Genomic DNA, 16,081 nt, shown 5'->3' on the forward strand with positions numbered 1-16,081 from the left:
AGCATCCTACAACACATTCCAGCCGGAGCCAAACATGACCGCGATCATCGACATCCACGGACGCGAGATTCTCGACAGCCGCGGCAACCCCACGGTCGAAGTCGATGTGCTGCTTGACGACGGCAGCTTCGGCCGCGCGGCGGTGCCTTCGGGCGCATCGACCGGCGCCCACGAGGCAGTGGAGCTGCGTGACGGCGATGCGGCGCGCTATCTCGGTAAGGGCGTTCTGAAGGCGGTCGAAGCGGTCAACACTGAGATCCGCGACCTGCTGATCGAGAACTTCGATGCCGAGGACCAGCGCGATATCGACCTTGCGCTGATCGCGCTCGACGATACGCCCAACAAGTCGCGGCTCGGCGCCAATGCGCTGCTCGGCACCAGCCTTGCCGTGGCCAAGGCTGCGGCGAATGCGCGGGGCTTGCCGCTCTATTCCTATCTCGGCGGAGTTTCAGCGCACGTGCTGCCGGTGCCGATGATGAACATCATCAACGGCGGCGAGCATGCCGACAATCCGATCGACATCCAGGAATTCATGATCATGCCGGTGGGTGCGGACAGCATCGCCGAGGCTGTGCGCTGGGGCGCAGAGGTGTTCCACACGCTCAAGAAGGGCCTGCATCAGAAGGGGCTTGCCACCAGTGTCGGTGATGAAGGCGGCTTTGCCCCCGATCTCGCTAGCACCCGCGCTGCGCTCGACTTCATCATGGAATCGGTCACCAAGGCCGGCTTCACGCCGGGCGAGGACATCGTGCTGGCGCTCGATTGCGCCGCGACCGAATTCTTCAAGAATGGCCGCTACGAGATCTCGGGTGAAGGCCTGAGCCTGTCGCCGGACGAGATGGCCGATTACCTCGCAAAGCTCACCGTCGACTACCCGATCCGCTCGATCGAAGACGGCATGAGCGAGGATGACTTCGCGGGTTGGGCGGCGCTGACCGCCAAGATCGGCGACAAGGTCCAGCTGGTGGGCGATGACCTTTTCGTCACCAATCCGGCGCGGCTCAAGGACGGGATCGCGCGCGGACTTGCCAACTCGCTGCTGGTAAAGGTCAACCAGATCGGCACGCTCACCGAAACGCTCGCCGCCGTCGATATGGCGCACCGCGCGCGTTACACCTGCGTCATGAGCCACCGTTCGGGCGAAACCGAGGATGCGACCATCGCCGATCTCGCGGTTGCCACCAACTGCGGCCAGATCAAGACCGGCTCGCTCGCGCGGTCGGACCGGCTTGCCAAGTACAACCAGCTGATCCGCATCGAGGAAGAGCTGGGTGACAGCGCGGTTTACGCCGGACGCGGCTGCTTCGGCGGGCGTTGCTGATCCGGCGAGAGCCTAGCTGACGGCATCCTGCGCGGCATCGAAGAACCGCTCCATCGCCGCGAGACCCGTTGGCGTAAGGCGCACGAGCACGCGGCGGTTGTCGTCGGCATCGTTCTCGCGCACCAGCAGGCCTTCGTCCGCCAGAATGCCGAGCCAGCGTAGACCGGTAGTGGCGGGAGCCGCGGATCCGATGCACGCGCTCGACACCGAGACCGGCTTTCCCTCGGCATGGGCGATGTAGAGATCGATCAGGATATCCCACGCTGGCTCGCCGAACAGGTCGGGATTGCCGAAAATCGCAGCGCGCTTGCGCCGGAGAGCGTAGGTCTTGCGGGCCAGCGCAAGGTGAGCGCTCCCGCTTCCGGCACGCCGCGTCCGCGCCCGCCGGGTGGCATCATCGGCAGCGTCCGGCGTTACGGCGGCGCCGCGCAGACGTGCCGCAATGGTCAGCAGTTCATCGGCGAGAGGATGTAGCAGCGCCGCCGGATCCGCCATTGCGTCCGCATCGCTTGGGCACAGCCCGTCGCCAGAGATATCGCCCATCCCAACTGTCTCCGGGGTTAGCCCGGCCCTGTCAGGCCAGTGAGGTTCTTTCCCGGAAAATATAGGTATAGGGACGGGTGCTGGCTTTAAGGGTTACTACGCAGGTCGCTCTTTTTCTTGCGTAAAATCCCTGAGGGCGGGATCGCGCTCAGCGGCGCACCTGATCAAGCCTCAATTGCTGGATCGCGCAATCAAGGTGAGCCGCAGCAATCCACGCGCCCGATTGATCCAGCGCGGCCAACTGTTCTTCAAGTGCCGCCAGAATAGCCGGCACGCCATGGCCGTGCGGCGTCGCCCCGTTTTGATATTCCAAGGTCAGATCCCTTATGTTCTGTGACAGACCCATACCCCCGCGCGACCAGCGGGAACCTGCAATCCCGCCCCCGGTATCGCGTTAATACCTTAGGGAAAGCTACAGAGGGAAAATACGTAGTGGGGCGCGGTGCGCCGAAATGGAACACCTGCACGGCAAACGTTTGCGGGAAATCAGCCGAAACGCGCCTGTAAAGCCATCAGAGCGAGTGCTGCCTTGGCAGCTTCACCGCCCTTGTCTTTCTGCTTCGGATCGGCGCGGACCAGCGCCTGGGCTTCGTTCTCGACCGTCAGGATGCCATTGCCGATCGCGATTCCATCCATCGTCAGCGCCATGATTGCGCGCGCGCTTTCCCCGGCGACGATCTCGAAGTGATAGGTCTCGCCACGGATAACCACGCCAATGGCGACGAAGCCGTCGTAGAGATCGCTCTCTGAGGCGAGCGCGATTGCGCCCGGGATTTCGAGTGCGCCCGGAACGGTCAGGACTTCCACCTGATGCCCGACCGCTTCCAGCGCGGCACGCGCACCGGCGATCAGCATGTCATTGAGGTGGGCGTAGAAGCGCGCTTCGACGATCAGGATACGGGCCATGGTGCTTACTCCGGAATGGGGTGGAAGTCGGTGATGGTGAGGCCGTAGCCTTCGAGCGCGACGAGATCGGGGCGGCTGTTCGACAGCAGCACCATGTCCGATACGCCGAGATCGACTAGGATCTGCGAGCCGATCCCGATGCTCCGCAGCTCTTCGTCGCGGCTCCATTCGCCGGTGCCGACCCGCCCGGTGAGGATCACGATCACGCCCGAGCCGTGATCGCCAATCGCCTGCATCGCCCGCTGGAGCGTGCGCTTGCGCGGGCCGGGTGCACCCAGCACGTCGTCGAACACCGAAATCGGGTGGACGCGGGCGAGGGTGGGCTCGCCGGGAATGACGTGGCCCTTCTGGAGCACATACGCCTCGCTGCCTGCAACGCGGTCACGATAGGTGATCATGCGCCACTGCCCGCCGTAATCGGACGTGAATGCGCGTTCCGACAGGCGCTCGACCAGATGGTCGTTACGCATCCGGTAGGCGATCAGATCGCGGATCGTGCCGATCTTGAGGTCGTGCTTGCGCGCGAACTTCACCAGATCATCGAGCCGGGCCATCGTCCCGTCCTCGTTCATGATCTCGCAGATCACGCCAGAGGGGTTGAGACCGGCCAGCCGCGAGATATCGACTGCGGCTTCAGTATGTCCTGCGCGGACCAGCGTGCCGCCATCGCGCGCCATCAGCGGAAAGACGTGTCCCGGAGTGACAAGATCGTCCGCGCCCTTTGCCGCATCGATCGCGACCGAGATCGTGCGTGCGCGGTCCGCCGCCGAGATGCCCGTGGTGACGCCCTCCTTTGCCTCGATCGAGATCGTGAAGGCTGTCTGCATCGATTCCTGATTGTTGCGACTCATCGGGCTCAGGCCGAGGTGGTCGACCCGCTCCTTGGTGAGCGCGAGGCAGATCAGCCCGCGGCCATACATCGCCATGAAGTTGATCGCCTGCGGCGTCGCCATCTGTGCGGGGATGATGAGATCACCCTCGTTCTCGCGGTCTTCGTCATCGACAAGGATGTACATGCGACCATTGCGCGCCTCGTCGATGATCTCTTCGATCGTGGCGAGCACCGGCCGGTCGGCATTGGCTTCAAGGAAGGTTTCGAGCTTGGTGAGTGTCTCGGCAGTGGGGTTCCAGCCATCCTCGGTGCAATCACGCAGGGTGTTGGCGTGAAGACCGGCAGCGCGAGCAAGGCCAGCGCGCGTCATGGTGCCTGATGTGACGAGATCGCGAATGCGTGTGATGAGTGATGTGTTCATGTGGGTGCATTATCACATGGCAGTGTGATCGCAAGCGCCAGGTCGAGGCTGACATGAGAATTGCGAGCCATCATTGAATGGCAACGGGTGCTGATGGTTGGCGCCGAGGCGCAGTTTTCGTTCAAGTCATTGGCGGACGAATGCTTTCTGTTCAAAATCGTGAAACAGCCTTCAGCAATCAACTTGATCCGCGCCAGCGCCGAAGCATAACGTCTGTCAAATAGGCGGTGTATCCGAACAACACTTTGGGGGGCGGTCATGAGGTGGACAGAGTTTGTCCCTGAATTTGTCTTGCTGGCATTGATCATCCTGCTCCGGTCTCCTGATCCCAACGCGGCCGCGCTAGTCATACGAGGTGTACTGATTGGCGCCTTAGTCGGAGCGGCGTGGTGTTCACTGCGAACACTTCTAGGCCGGACTGACCTCTCCAAGCTCAAGCTTGCGCTGTTTGGCGTCGGCGGAGCATTGCCAATGGCGTTAGCATATGCGGCTTTTGGTGCCGATTTTTTTACCGCGGCAGGATGGGACCAGTTTCTCTTTCGTGACAGATTGATTGGCCCTCCTTTTACACAAGAGGAGCGTGACATCACCTTGCTGGCGATGTTCGGAGCAGCCGTCGTGCTGCTTACCATGAACATTCTTGGCGAGGAGCCACGCTGCGACCTGCCATGAAGGTCTGTGGCGTGATGCCGCAAGCCATATGATATTCGCCAGTTCATCATGAGCGGTGCAAACTCTACTGTCCCGGCCTCTGAGAGGGGAGGTTCGAATGGCAACCGCATTCTCGCACGCCCACGCGCCCGATCGTTCGCCGATCGCAATCAGCAACTTCGACAAGCAGCGTTATGTTTCGGCTGAGTGGATGGAACGGGAACGCACGCGCCTGTGGGCAACGACTTGGCTTGTCGCTGGCGTGAGCGCTGACCTGCGCGAGCCGGGGCAGTTCATTACATTCGACATCGGCGCCGAAAGTATCATTGTTGCGCGGGGCAGCGACGGAATGCTGCGCGCCATGCACAATGCCTGCACGCATCGCGGTACCCGGCTCGTCACCGAACCGCACGGGCTGTTGAAGAAGTTTGTCTGCCCGTACCACGCCTGGATCTACGGCCTCGACGGCAGCTTGGAGAGCGTGCCGGGGGAGGGGCGCTTTTCGAACGGCGTTCCCAAGGCCGATCTGGCTCTGAAACCGGTCGAGGTGGAGGAATCGCTCGGCATGGTCTTCGTTCGCCTGACCCCGGGGGATCTGTCGCTGGCTGATTTTCTCGCCCCGCTGGCCGAGGCGATCGGCACCTACCGGCTCGATTTGATGGATGTGACGAATGACCAGTCCGTCTCGCACCTGTGCAACTGGAAGGCGATTATCGACAATTTCGCCGAACTCTACCACGTCCCCTTCCTGCATCCGATCCACCGCCGGATGTTCGAATGTGCGACCGCGCCAATCGGGCTCTACGCGCATGGCCACACGGCCGTGTTCGTCGAGGGCGGGGTGACGGATTCAGGCTTTCCTTCGGCAGAGGTGCCGAGCGACATGCAAGCCTTGCAGCTTGAGGCTTTCGGGCTCGATCCGGCGGAATTCCGCGGCCGGACCGACCAGATCAGGCCCGCACTGCAACGCGCCAAGCGTGCTCTCGCGGCGGAGCAGGGCCTTTCCTATGACGGCTTCACCGATGCGCAGCTTACCGATGTGTGGCAGTTCAACCTATTCCCCAACGTGATACTCTCGGTCACGCCGGAAAGTGCATGGTTGATGCGTTCGCGCCCGGATTCCACCAATCCGGGGTGCAGCCATTTCGACATGCTGACGCTGGTGCGTTTCCACGGCTCGCAGGGCGAGCAGAATGAGGAGGTGGATGGGGTCACCCGTATCGGCACCCACTTTCGCCTCAATGGCGCGCGGCCTGCCGATTTCCGCCGGCCATCGCGCGACAGTTTTACCCACGAAGACATCCTCGCCGGGCACAAGACCATGACGGTCACGATCGACGAGGACATTTCGCTGCTCGGCCGCGTGCAGCAAGGCATGGCCTCAAGCGGGTTCGAGCGGGTGTGGCTGAGCGACGAGGAATGCCGCGTTCAGCACTACCACAACACGCTCGACGCGTGCCTGGGAGTCTGATGCCGATTTAAGGGGATGGTGGACGCACTAGGGCTCGAACCTAGGACCCGCTGATTAAGAGTCAGCTGCTCTACCAACTGAGCTATGCGTCCATTCCGATCTGGCCGGAAACACGCTTGCGGGAGGGCCAAGGCCGCGCCCCGATTCGCGTGAGGCGCTGCATTTAGCGTGTCCCGCCCTGATGGCAAGGCCCTAATCGCGCAGAAATCGCAGTTACGCGGCCAAACCCCGTCGCGGGGCCAGACGGTTCCAGCGGTTCACCATCAGCAACAGCCCGATGCAGATCATGTTGGTCATCATGGATGATCCGCCATGGCTCATCCACGGCAGCGGGATGCCCTTGGCGGGGGCCATCCCCATAACCATGAGAAGGTTGATTGCGATATAGAAGAATATCGTCGCCGTCGCCCCGGCGGCGAGCAGCGCGCAGAACCGGTCCTGGGATTCGCTGGCGACCTTCCAGCCCCAGCGCAGGATCATGGTGTACATTGCGAGCACGAACAGCCCGCCAACCAGACCCCATTCCTCGGCCATTGTTGCGAAGACAAAATCGGTATGCGGTTCGGGCAGGTAATTGAGGTGGCTCTGGGTGCCGTTGTTGAACCCTTTGCCGAAGATACCGCCCGATCCGATTGCGATCTTGGACTGGGCGATGTGATAGCCTGCGCCGAGCGGATCGTTCTCGGGATCGAGGAAGGTCGTCACACGCGCGCGCTGGTAGTCGTGGAGGGCGAAGAAATAGATGAGCGGTAGTGCCGCCACCCCAGCGCCGCCTGCCAGCAGGAACCACCACAAAGGCAGACCGGCGAGGAACATCACCACTACCCCGCCAAAGGCAATCGCCACCGATGTACCGAGGTCGGGTTGCAGCAGTACCAGTGCGATCGGCAGCAGGATCAACATGCCCGACGGCACGACCGAACGCCAGGAGCCGATCAGCCCCGAAGGAAGGGTTTCGTAGAAGCGCGCCATTGCCAGCACCACGGCCGGTTTCATTAGTTCGGAAGGCTGGATACGGATCGGCCCCGCTTCCAGCCAGCGCTGGCTTCCGCCGCCAACCTGGCCGACAATCTCCACGGCGAGCAGCAGAAGCAGTACGATCGTATAGGCCGGGTAGGTCAGCACCCGCACTGCTTCGCGTGGCATTGAGGCTATGATGGCGGTCATTACCGAGAAGACGAGGAAGCGGATGAAGTGCGACATGGCGAAGGGCTGCATCGACCCGCCGCCTGCCGAATAGAGCACGAGTCCGCCGAACGCCGTCAGCAGCACCAACGGGATTAGCATTTCCCAAGGCTGCCTCGCAATCGGTTCGGGCACAATCCCGCGGGGGGCGAAGGTGTTCATGGTTGCACCTCCGGCGGCGAAGCGGGCGCGGGCGTGGCGCTCCCCGGCGCCGCAGCTGGCGTGGCAGGTGCGGCACTTGCGCTGGTGGCTTGGTCAACAGTGACGGGGACAACGGCCGAGGGATTGGCTTCGGGACGCGGGGCGATCACATCGTCGGCGATTGCGTCAGTCTGCGTCGCGGCGACGCGCGCCTCGGCTTCGACGCGGTCGAAGATGTCTTCGTCGCGGCGCGGCACGCGGCGGACCTCGGCGCCCCGTGCGGCTGCATAGGCAGCATAGCGCGCCTCGAGCCGCTGTTGCGCGGTGCCACCCCATTGTGCTTCCAGTGCGGTGAGGGCTTCCATGCCCTTGGCCGGATCGAACAGGAAGGTCATCACGTCGCGCGCGATCGGGTAGGCTGCGCCCGATCCGCCGCCATGCTCGATCACCACCGCGCCCGCGTAGCGCGGGTTGTCATAGGGTGCGAAGAAAATGAACAGGCCGTGGTCGCGGTACTTCCACGGCCCCGATTTGCCGTTCGAGATGCTGAGCGAGACGACCTGCGCGGTGCCGGTCTTGCCTGCCATCTGCACGCCCTCGATAGGCAAACGCGCGCGCCCTGCCGTTCCGGGGCCGTTGACCACATCGCTCATTGCCTTGCGGACGTAATCGACCTGCTCGGAAGGAAAATCGATATTGTCGAAACCCTTGGGCTTGGTGTCGAGCGTCAGCCTTGGCATCACGTGGTGCCCGGTCGCCAGTCGTGAAGCCATCACTGCCAACTGCAGCGGATTGGAGAGCATATAACCCTGACCAATGGTCGCGTTGACCGTATCGAAGGTTTGCCACTCGCGGCCCCACTTTTTCAGCTTCCAAGCCGCGTCCGGCACTGTGCCATAGAACTGGCTCGTCACAGGGAGGGGGAACTCTTGCCCCATGCCGCAGCGGCGCGCCATGGATGCGATCGGATCCATCCCGACCCGCTGGGCCATGGCGTAAAAGTAGACGTCGCAGCTCTGGTAGATCCCCTTGGCCATATCGACTGCGCCGTGGCCGCGGCGGTTCCAGCACCCGAAGACGCGGTTGCCGACCCTGAGGCCGCCGCCGCAGAACACCGTCTCGCTGGGGTCGACACCCGCTTGCATGAGTGCCATCGAAACCATCGGCTTGACGGTCGAACCGGGTGGGTAGAGGCCCTTGAGCACCTTGTTGCGGAGCGGCACACGCTCGTCGTCTCGCAGCATGCCGTATTCGACGCTACCGATACCATCGGAAAAGCTGTTGGGATCGAAGCTCGGCATCGAGGCCATGCACAAAAGGTCGCCTGAACGGCAGTCCATCACAACAACCGATCCGCTTTCAAGGCCGATGCGGCGCGCAGCATAGTCCTGTAGAGGCCCATCGATGGTGAGGCGGATGGGCTGGCCCTGCACGTCTTCGCGGGTCTCGAGATCGCGCACGATCCGGCCGCTGGCGGTCACTTCCACCCGGCGCGCACCCGGAACGCCGCGCAGTTCCTTTTCGAACTGCTTTTCCAACCCGTCCTTGCCGATCTTGTAGCCGGGGGTGATCAGCAGCGGGTTGGGGTCTTTTTCGTACTCCTCTGCCGAAGCGGGGCCGACATAGCCGATCAAATGGCCGACGCTGGATGCAGTCGGATAGAGCCGCGAAAAGCCACGTTGCGGGACAACGCCGGGCAGGTCGGGCAGGCGCACGCTGAGTGCGGCGAACTGGTCGTAACTGAGGCCGCTATCGACTTCGACTGGTTGAAATCCGCGCGCCTGACTGACCTTGTCCTTAATGTCGGCGATGCGCGCTGCATCGAGCGACAGCAGCTCGCCGAGGCGGTCGATCGTTCCGTCGGCATCTTTCAGGCGCTCGGGGATCAGGTCGACGCGGAAATCGGCACGGTTTGAGGCGAGCGGCGCGCCGTTGCGATCGAGGATCCATCCGCGGCGCGGCGGGATCAGCGTCAGGTTGACGCGGTTGCTTTCGGACTCGAGGCGGTATTTCTCGTTTTCGGCTACAGCGAGATAGCCAAGCCGCAGCGCGAGCAACACGCCGATCCCGCCTTGTACACCGGCGATCAGCATACCCCGACGCTCGAACGTCGCCCGCAGGATCGAGGCGTTGACCATTCGCGCAGGGCGTTGCGGTCCGTCCCGCAGCCACGGGAACTTCATCAGTCGATCCTCCGCGCGCGGGAGAGTCGAAAGCGGTCAAGTCCAGCAACAAGCCGAGCAATGATTGGATAGAGCAATACGGCGAGCACCGCCTGCGGGAACGCAACCATGAATAGCTCGGGCGTTACCGGTGCGCCGGAAACCAGCAGGCAGACCAGCCAGTACCCTGCCGCCATCATGCCGGCGGTAAACCAATCCTGCCAGAACCCGCGCCAGGGAAAGCGGGTTTCGATCAGCTCGATTGCGATCATCGCAATCGACCATAGCAGCATGGCACTGCCGAAGGGCTGGCCGCTCACCAGATCGTCAAACGCGCCGAGCGGGGCACCGATCCAGAGCGGCATCAGACCGGGCCGGACCATGCGCCATGCAAGCAGCATCAGAAAGCCGAGTGGCGGCACAAGCGGCATAACATCGGCGATCAAAAACAGCGGAATGATCGATCCGAGCATGATCGACAGATAGGGCACGACAACCACGCGCCAAGCCGAAGGCGCACGGTTGATCCGTTGCCCGTAAATGTCCGACCGTGCGCGAGGGTCGAGCCGCTCCATCACTCGTCTGCCGGTGTCTCGGTCGGAGTCGGCGACGGCGACGAGGCAGGAGACGATCCTGCAGGCGGCACACGTGCCGGCGAATCTTCGGCAAGTGCTTTAACAGCCGCAGGCTGGTGCATGGGTTCAACCGCGACAAAGATGGCGGCCGAAGGTTCTGCAACAAGTCTGGCAATGCCCCCATCAGCGGTTAGTTCGCCGATCACTGCGACTGCGACACCGGGCCGGTAATATCCGCCAGCGCCGCTGGTCACCATGACGTCGCCGACCTTGAGCGGATTGATGCCGAGATTGACCAGCCGGACCCGCAGCAGGCCATCGCCGCGGCCTTCTGCAAAGGCGACAAGGCCATCTTTGGCCCGCTGCACAGGCAAGACACTCTCAGTATCGGTCAAAAGCAACACCCGCGAGGAGCCACGCCCGGTTTCGAGCACGCGCCCGATCACTCCGCGCTCCGACACCACCGGCATCCCCGGCTTCACGCCATCGTTGCTCCCCGCCGCAAGAAAGGCATGACGGCGCGTGCTGGTAGCCGTCGAGCCTACAAGGCGCGCCACCACTACAGGCTTTACCGGCTCGTCACGCAGGCCGAGCAGTCCCTTGAGGCGCCTGTTCTCCGCCTTCACCGCTTCGGCTTCGGCCAAGCGGATCCGCGCGATTTCCATCTCTTTGCGCAGCACGGCATTCTGGCGTCCGGCATTGAAATATCCCGCAATGCCAGCGAAGAATCCTTGGCTTTCGCTCCGCGTCACCGCGCCGACACTACCGACCGGAGCAACAGCATCCGTCGCCACGCCCCGCAGCGGCGCGAAAGCGGCGGGCTGCCATAGCGACAGCATCAGCAACGCCAAGCCTAGCGCAGCGCCAGCACCAGCAATCAGATAGCCGGTAAACAGCGAATATTGCGCCTTCTTGGAGAAGCCCGAACGGCGCGAAGAGGGCGGCGCCATGGCTTATCGTCCCTTCTGGGTTTCAAGCCGCGCCGTCACGCGGTCATCAAAACGCCGCGATAGACCGGATCTTCCATGGCCCGACCGGTGCCAATGGCGACACAAGTCAGCGGATCTTCGGCGACCGAGACCGGCAGACCGGTTTCCTCGCGGAGATGCTCGTCCAAGCGGCGGATCAGCGCCCCGCCACCAGTGAGCACGATGCCCTGATCGACGATGTCGGCAGCGAGTTCCGGCGCGGTGTTTTCGAGCGCGATGCGCACGCCTTCGACGATGGCACCGATCGGTTCGCTGAGCGCTTCGGCGACATGCGCCTGGTTGATGGTGATTTCCTTGGGAACGCCGTTCACAAGGTCGCGTCCCTTCAGGGTGATGGTTTCACCCACGCCGTCTTCGGGGATCATGGCGATGCCGTAATCCTTCTTGATCCGCTCCGCCGTGGCGTCACCGATCAACAGGTTGTGGTGACGGCGGACATAGCTGACGATCGCTTCGTCCATCTTGTCGCCGCCGGTGCGCACCGAGGTGGTGTAGGCGAGGCCGCGCAGCGAGAGCACGGCGACTTCGGTGGTGCCACCGCCAATGTCGACGACCATGCTGCCAACCGGTTCGGTCACCGGCATGTCCGCGCCAATCGCGGCCGCCATCGGTTCAAGGATCAGGTGCACATCCGATGCGCCCGCATTCGATGCCGCATCGCGGATCGCGCGACGTTCCACCGATGTCGAACCTGAAGGCACGCAAATCACGATTTCCGGATAGCGGAACATACTCTTCTTGCCGTGCACCTTCTGGATGAAGTGCTTGATCATTTGCTCGGCGACTTCGATGTCGGCGATCACGCCGTCACGCAGCGGGCGGATTGCCTCAATGCTGTCCGGGGTCTTGCCCATCATCATCTTGGCATCATCGCCTACCGCCTTGACGCGGCGAATGCCGTTGATCGTCTCGATCGCGACGACCGACGGCTCGTTCAGCACGATCCCCTGATCCTGCACGTAGACGAGCGTGTTGGCGGTGCCGAGGTCGATCGCCATGTTCTGCGAACCGAACTTGAAGAGATTGGACAGGAAGCTCATTTGTGTTGGTGTTCCAGTGGTAGCGGGGCGGGGGGCGCAGACCGTATATGGGGACGGCTGCGGTTATTTCGACCCGGTAATGACATGACTGGATGCGCCTAGCGAATCCGTGCGCAAAACGCCAAAATATTTGTCCAACAAGCGGGTGATTTCTGGGGGTCTGCCCTCGAAATTGCGACCGCTGACCGCTAGCGTGCGACAAATGCCCGAAATCCGCCGCCTCCCGTCCGCTCTGGTGAACCGCATTGCTGCCGGTGAGGTGGTCGAACGCCCGGCTGCGGCGCTGAAAGAGCTGGTCGAAAACGCGATTGATGCCGGTGCGCGGCGAATCGGGGTGGTGCTGGCTGAAGGCGGACTTGAACGGATCGAGGTCGTCGACGATGGCTGCGGAATGGGGCCGGATGCGATGGCGCTGGCGCTTGAACGCCACGCCACATCGAAGCTGCCGGAATCGTTGATCGGCCCGGACGGGGCGATCGAACTGGTGACGACGCTTGGGTTCCGCGGCGAGGCACTGCCTTCGATCGCGAGCGTCGCGCGCCTGACAATCGAAAGCCGCGAAGCAGGTGCGTCAGAAGGCTGGCGGCGGGTGGTCGATCACGGTGGGTTGCTGGTCGACGAGCCTGCTGCGCTCCCGCCCGGCACACGTGTGCGGGTCGAAGAGTTGTTCGCCAAGGTCCCCGCGCGCCGCAAGTTCCTGCGCTCGGCCCGCAGCGAATATGCCGCATGTCTCGATGTCGTGCGCCGGCTTGCCATGGCGCGGCCCGATGTTGGCTTTACGCTCGAAACTCTGGGCGAGGGGAGCAAGCGGACGGTTCTCTCGCTGCAGGCAGATGAAGAACTGGCGACCCGCGTCGCGCGGATCGTCGCCCATGAACTCAAGGACAACTCGGTTCCAATCGAGCTGGTGCGCGAGACACCCTATGGCCTCATGCGGTTGACCGGGCTTGCGGGCCTGCCGACCTACAATCGCGGGGTGGCCGATCACCAATACCTTTTCGTCAATGGCCGCCCGGTGAAGGACCGGCTGCTGGTGGGTGCGGTGCGCGGGGCCTACGCCGACATGCTCGCGCGCGATCGTCATGCGGTGCTGGCGCTGTTCCTCGATCTCCCGCCGCAAGATGTCGATGTGAACGTCCATCCGGCCAAGACCGAGGTGCGCTTCCGCGACAGCGCCGGAGTGCGCGGGTTTATCGTTAGCGGGCTGCGGCAGGCGTTGGCGACGGGTGACCGACGCAGCGCGCAGGGTCCGGACCGCGCGGCGATGGCGCGGTGGGTGTCCGAACCCGTGTCCCCTGCGCCGGTAGCGCCGATGCTGGAGAGCATATTCTCCGGTCGTGACTGGACCGCGCCGCAGCCGCAGGTGAGCGAGGCGCGTTCTGCCTGGAGCGCGCCGCTTGCACAGCCGCAGGGGCGTGCCGAGGAAGCCGCGCCAGTGCCTGCCGAGGCGCAGGCCTATCCGCTCGGCATCGCGCGCGGGCAGGTGGCGAACACCTATATCGTCGCGGAAGCTGCCGATGGGCTGGTGCTGGTCGATCAGCACGCCGCGCATGAACGCCTCGTGCTCGAACGCCTGCGCGCGGCCGGCGCTGACGAGGCAACACGTCGTTCGCAAGCGCTTCTGGTGCCCGATGTGGTCGAAATGGACGAAGTTGATTGCGACCGCTTGGAGGATGCCTCCGAGGGGCTTGCCCGCTATGGCCTCGTGATCGAGCGTTTCGGGCCTTCCGCGATGCTCGTCCGCGCACTCCCAGCCGCATTGCCCAAGGCCGATAGCGCCGCGCTATTGCGTGATCTTGCGGACGACATCGCCAAGCACGGCAAGCAGGAAGAAAGCGGCGCGCTGCTACTGGCCGAGCGGCTCGAACTGGTGCTGGCGACCATGGCCTGCCACGGATCGGTGCGGGCCGGGCGGATGCTCAGCGTCGCGGAGATGAATGCGCTGCTGCGCGAGATGGAAGCGACGCCGCGTTCCGGCCAGTGTAATCACGGGCGGCCGACCTGGGTGAAGCTGAGTCTGGAGGAAGTCGAAAAGCTGTTTGGGCGGCATTGAGGGACGCACCATCGCTCAAATCGTCACCCCGGACTTGATCCGGGGTTCGGCTTATTTCCCTGAGGCGAGAGGTCGTGCCACTGGTCCGAGCATTCGGAATGAGTTACGTCCACAAAATGCTTTGGAAAATTCTATCCGCCACTGCTCTTGCATCGTGTCTGGCTCTCGCCGCTTCAGCGGGCGCTCCCCAGCCACGGGACGAGGTCTTTCACTGCGGGGGAGAGACAACGCGGGGCAAAGTTGAACGATATTTCGCCCGGCTCAAGATTGCGCTTAGAGCCACAGGCCCCAAAAGCCGTTTCAATGAATTCGTTGCTCCCAGATTTGTCATCACAGACGAACGTGGGCGGACCCTCTATTTCGATCTGGAGGATTTCAACTCGATAACGCCCGGGCGAATTCCTCTAAGCGACTGGCAGGAAATCAGCGCAAGGGGGGCAAGCGAGGTCGATCCCATCGGTTGGCGTGGGTGCATGATGAACCACGGCAAGGTCTGGTTCGAGTCGGACGAAACGAAGGGGATACATTTGAGAGGCTTCGACCGGAGCAGGCCGTGGGAGCCAATCCGTCGCTAATGACCGCAGCGTGACGCTCAAGGAAAAAGCCTAACCCCGGATCAAGTCCGGGGCGACGGTTGAGGAAGGGCGCTATCCCAACCCCTCACACGTTGAACTTGAACAGCAGCACGTCGCCGTCCTGCACCACGTATTCCTTGCCTTCCTGCCGCAGCTTGCCAGCTTCCTTCGCGCCCGCCTCGCCACCGAGGGCGATGTAATCGTCATAGGCAATCGTTTCGGCGCGGATGAATCCGCGTTCGAAGTCGGAGTGGATTTCGCCGGCCGCCTGCGGGGCCTTGGCACCCGCAGGGAAAGTCCAGGCGCGCGCTTCCTTGGGGCCTGCGGTGAAGAAGGTCTTGAGACCCAAAAGCTTGTATCCAGCGCGGATCACGCGGGCGAGGCCACTTTCGGTGATTCCGAGCGCTTCGAGAAATTCGCCGCGGTCTTCCATCGGCATGGCGACCAGTTCGGCTTCGATCGCGGCGGAGACGACCACAGCCTCGGCACCCTCGGCTGCGGCCTTCTCGAACACATTGGCCGACAGCGCATTGCCGGTCGCCGCGTCTTCCTCGGCGACGTTGCAGACGTAGAGAACCGGCTTGGCGGTCAGCAGTTGGGCCTGCTTGAACAGGCGTGCTTCCTCGTCGTCGTTCGGCACGGTCAGGCGTGCAGGCTTGCCGTCGCGCAGCAGTTCCAACGCTTGGCCGAGCACGCTGGCCATTGCTTTGGCTTCCTTGTCGCCGCCGGTCGCACGCTTGGCTGCGGCAGGCACGCGCTTTTCGAGGCTTTCGAGATCCGAGAGCATCAGCTCGGTCTCGACCACTTCGGCATCCGCAATGGGATCGACCTTGTTGGCTACATGCTGGATGTCGTCATCTTCGAAGCAGCGCAGAACGTGGACGATCGCGTCGACCTCGCGGATATTGCCGAGGAACTGGTTGCCGAGCCCTTCGCCCTTGCTCGCGCCCTTCACGAGGCCGGCGATGTCGACGAAGCCGAGCTGGGTTTCGATGATCTTGGCGCTCTTGGCGATGGCAGCGATTTTTTGCAGCCGCTCGTCCGGCACCGCGACCTGCCCGACATTGGGCTCGATCGTGCAGAAGGGATAATTCGCCGCCTGCGCCGCCTGGGTCTCGGTGAGTGCATTGAACAAGGTGGACTTGCCGACGTTCGGCAGGCCGACGATCCCGCAACGGAAACCCATGATGATTATCTCTTGGCTAGCTGGAAAGCG

Annotated in this window: 15 protein-coding genes and 1 tRNA gene; 4 read left to right on the plus strand and 12 right to left on the minus strand. The window is 63.0% G+C overall.

Features of this window, described 5'->3' with window-relative positions; all coding sequences use genetic code 11:
* The first annotated feature begins 34 nt into the window (after nt 1-34).
* Entirely contained in the window at nt 35-1,321 is a 1,287-nt protein-coding gene (eno, locus tag BG023_RS09200) for a phosphopyruvate hydratase (protein ID WP_069310174.1), read from the plus strand.
* Between the two features lie 12 nt (nt 1,322-1,333).
* On the opposite strand, the gene BG023_RS09205 is transcribed toward eno, so the two are convergent.
* From BG023_RS09205 to BG023_RS14745, 5 genes are all read right to left on the minus strand, one after another.
* Nucleotides 1,334-1,864, minus strand: coding sequence for a MarR family winged helix-turn-helix transcriptional regulator (locus BG023_RS09205; RefSeq protein ID WP_083234637.1), 531 nt, complete (start codon nt 1,862-1,864; stop codon nt 1,334-1,336).
* Nucleotides 1,865-2,012: 148 nt separating this feature from the next.
* Nucleotides 2,013-2,210, minus strand: coding sequence for a hypothetical protein (locus tag BG023_RS09210; RefSeq protein WP_069310175.1), 198 nt, complete (start codon nt 2,208-2,210; stop codon nt 2,013-2,015).
* A gap of 140 nt (nt 2,211-2,350) precedes the next feature.
* On the minus strand, nt 2,351-2,770 hold the full coding sequence (gene ribH / locus BG023_RS09215) for a 6,7-dimethyl-8-ribityllumazine synthase (protein WP_069310176.1): 420 nt from the start codon (nt 2,768-2,770) through the stop codon (nt 2,351-2,353).
* A gap of 5 nt (nt 2,771-2,775) precedes the next feature.
* Nucleotides 2,776-4,023 (minus strand): 3,4-dihydroxy-2-butanone-4-phosphate synthase, encoded by a 1,248-nt coding sequence (ribB, locus tag BG023_RS09220; protein WP_069310177.1) that lies wholly within the window; start codon nt 4,021-4,023, stop codon nt 2,776-2,778.
* The gene (locus tag BG023_RS14745; RefSeq protein ID WP_150122843.1) at nt 4,020-4,331 is read right to left on the minus strand and encodes a hypothetical protein; all 312 of its coding nucleotides are present in this window, start codon (nt 4,329-4,331) and stop codon (nt 4,020-4,022) included. Before BG023_RS14745 ends, ribB begins: the two co-directional genes overlap by 4 nt.
* Between BG023_RS14745 and BG023_RS14750 the strand changes: the two genes are divergently transcribed.
* Nucleotides 4,324-4,695: a hypothetical protein gene (locus tag BG023_RS14750; protein WP_150122844.1), complete on the plus strand. Its 372-nt coding sequence runs from the start codon at nt 4,324-4,326 to the stop codon at nt 4,693-4,695. The two genes, BG023_RS14745 and BG023_RS14750, sit on opposite strands and share 8 nt — an antisense overlap.
* Before the next feature lie 97 nt (nt 4,696-4,792).
* Complete coding sequence (locus tag BG023_RS09230) at nt 4,793-6,145, plus strand: aromatic ring-hydroxylating oxygenase subunit alpha (protein ID WP_069310179.1); 1,353 nt, start codon at nt 4,793-4,795, stop codon at nt 6,143-6,145.
* 16 nt (nt 6,146-6,161) lie between these two features.
* Here BG023_RS09230 and BG023_RS09235 read toward each other — a convergent pair.
* From BG023_RS09235 to BG023_RS09260, 6 genes are all read right to left on the minus strand, one after another.
* A tRNA-Lys gene (locus BG023_RS09235) sits at nt 6,162-6,237 on the minus strand.
* Nucleotides 6,238-6,358: 121 nt separating this feature from the next.
* On the minus strand, nt 6,359-7,432 hold the full coding sequence (rodA, locus tag BG023_RS09240; RefSeq protein ID WP_233992975.1) for a rod shape-determining protein RodA: 1,074 nt from the start codon (nt 7,430-7,432) through the stop codon (nt 6,359-6,361).
* A 56-nt stretch (nt 7,433-7,488) separates the two neighbouring features.
* Nucleotides 7,489-9,654: a penicillin-binding protein 2 gene (mrdA, locus tag BG023_RS09245; RefSeq protein WP_069310181.1), complete on the minus strand. Its 2,166-nt coding sequence runs from the start codon at nt 9,652-9,654 to the stop codon at nt 7,489-7,491.
* The gene (locus tag BG023_RS09250) at nt 9,654-10,208 is read right to left on the minus strand and encodes a rod shape-determining protein MreD (RefSeq protein ID WP_069310182.1); all 555 of its coding nucleotides are present in this window, start codon (nt 10,206-10,208) and stop codon (nt 9,654-9,656) included. Before BG023_RS09250 ends, mrdA begins: the two co-directional genes overlap by 1 nt.
* Complete coding sequence (mreC, locus tag BG023_RS09255; RefSeq protein WP_069310183.1) at nt 10,208-11,158, minus strand: rod shape-determining protein MreC; 951 nt, start codon at nt 11,156-11,158, stop codon at nt 10,208-10,210. The genes BG023_RS09250 and mreC overlap by 1 nt, the downstream gene beginning before the upstream one ends.
* Nucleotides 11,159-11,193: 35 nt before the next feature.
* On the minus strand, nt 11,194-12,237 hold the full coding sequence (locus BG023_RS09260; RefSeq protein ID WP_069310184.1) for a rod shape-determining protein: 1,044 nt from the start codon (nt 12,235-12,237) through the stop codon (nt 11,194-11,196).
* Nucleotides 12,238-12,439: 202 nt separating this feature from the next.
* Between BG023_RS09260 and mutL the strand changes: the two genes are divergently transcribed.
* Nucleotides 12,440-14,290 carry a DNA mismatch repair endonuclease MutL gene (gene mutL / locus BG023_RS09265; protein WP_069310185.1) on the plus strand — a complete coding sequence of 617 codons (1,851 nt, stop codon included), beginning with the start codon at nt 12,440-12,442 and terminating at the stop codon, nt 14,288-14,290.
* Between the two features lie 660 nt (nt 14,291-14,950).
* On the opposite strand, the gene ychF is transcribed toward mutL, so the two are convergent.
* Entirely contained in the window at nt 14,951-16,051 is a 1,101-nt protein-coding gene (gene ychF / locus BG023_RS09275; protein WP_069310187.1) for a redox-regulated ATPase YchF, read from the minus strand.
* Between the last annotated feature and the right edge of the window lie 30 nt (nt 16,052-16,081).

Origin of the sequence: Porphyrobacter sp. LM 6 (genome assembly GCF_001720465.1) — a bacterium.
Taxonomy (GTDB): Bacteria; Pseudomonadota; Alphaproteobacteria; order Sphingomonadales; family Sphingomonadaceae; genus Erythrobacter.

What these genes read in the sequence shown, in the direction of transcription:
- ribB (WP_069310177.1), bottom strand. Translation starts at nt 4,023, where the DNA reads ATGAACACATCACTCATCACACGCATTCGCGATCTCGTCACATCAGGC.
- ribH (WP_069310176.1), bottom strand. Translation starts at nt 2,770, where the DNA reads ATGGCCCGTATCCTGATCGTCGAAGCGCGCTTCTACGCCCACCTCAAT.
- BG023_RS09250 (WP_069310182.1), bottom strand. Translation starts at nt 10,208, where the DNA reads ATGGAGCGGCTCGACCCTCGCGCACGGTCGGACATTTACGGGCAACGG.
- rodA (WP_233992975.1), bottom strand. Translation starts at nt 7,432, where the DNA reads ATGCTAATCCCGTTGGTGCTGCTGACGGCGTTCGGCGGACTCGTGCTC.
- BG023_RS14745 (WP_150122843.1), bottom strand. Translation starts at nt 4,331, where the DNA reads ATGATCAATGCCAGCAAGACAAATTCAGGGACAAACTCTGTCCACCTC.
- ychF (WP_069310187.1), bottom strand. Translation starts at nt 16,051, where the DNA reads ATGGGTTTCCGTTGCGGGATCGTCGGCCTGCCGAACGTCGGCAAGTCC.
- mutL (WP_069310185.1), top strand. Translation starts at nt 12,440, where the DNA reads ATGCCCGAAATCCGCCGCCTCCCGTCCGCTCTGGTGAACCGCATTGCT.
- eno (WP_069310174.1), top strand. Translation starts at nt 35, where the DNA reads ATGACCGCGATCATCGACATCCACGGACGCGAGATTCTCGACAGCCGC.
- mreC (WP_069310183.1), bottom strand. Translation starts at nt 11,158, where the DNA reads ATGGCGCCGCCCTCTTCGCGCCGTTCGGGCTTCTCCAAGAAGGCGCAA.
- BG023_RS09205 (WP_083234637.1), bottom strand. Translation starts at nt 1,864, where the DNA reads ATGGGCGATATCTCTGGCGACGGGCTGTGCCCAAGCGATGCGGACGCA.
- BG023_RS09230 (WP_069310179.1), top strand. Translation starts at nt 4,793, where the DNA reads ATGGCAACCGCATTCTCGCACGCCCACGCGCCCGATCGTTCGCCGATC.
- BG023_RS09260 (WP_069310184.1), bottom strand. Translation starts at nt 12,237, where the DNA reads ATGAGCTTCCTGTCCAATCTCTTCAAGTTCGGTTCGCAGAACATGGCG.
- mrdA (WP_069310181.1), bottom strand. Translation starts at nt 9,654, where the DNA reads ATGAAGTTCCCGTGGCTGCGGGACGGACCGCAACGCCCTGCGCGAATG.
- BG023_RS09210 (WP_069310175.1), bottom strand. Translation starts at nt 2,210, where the DNA reads ATGGGTCTGTCACAGAACATAAGGGATCTGACCTTGGAATATCAAAAC.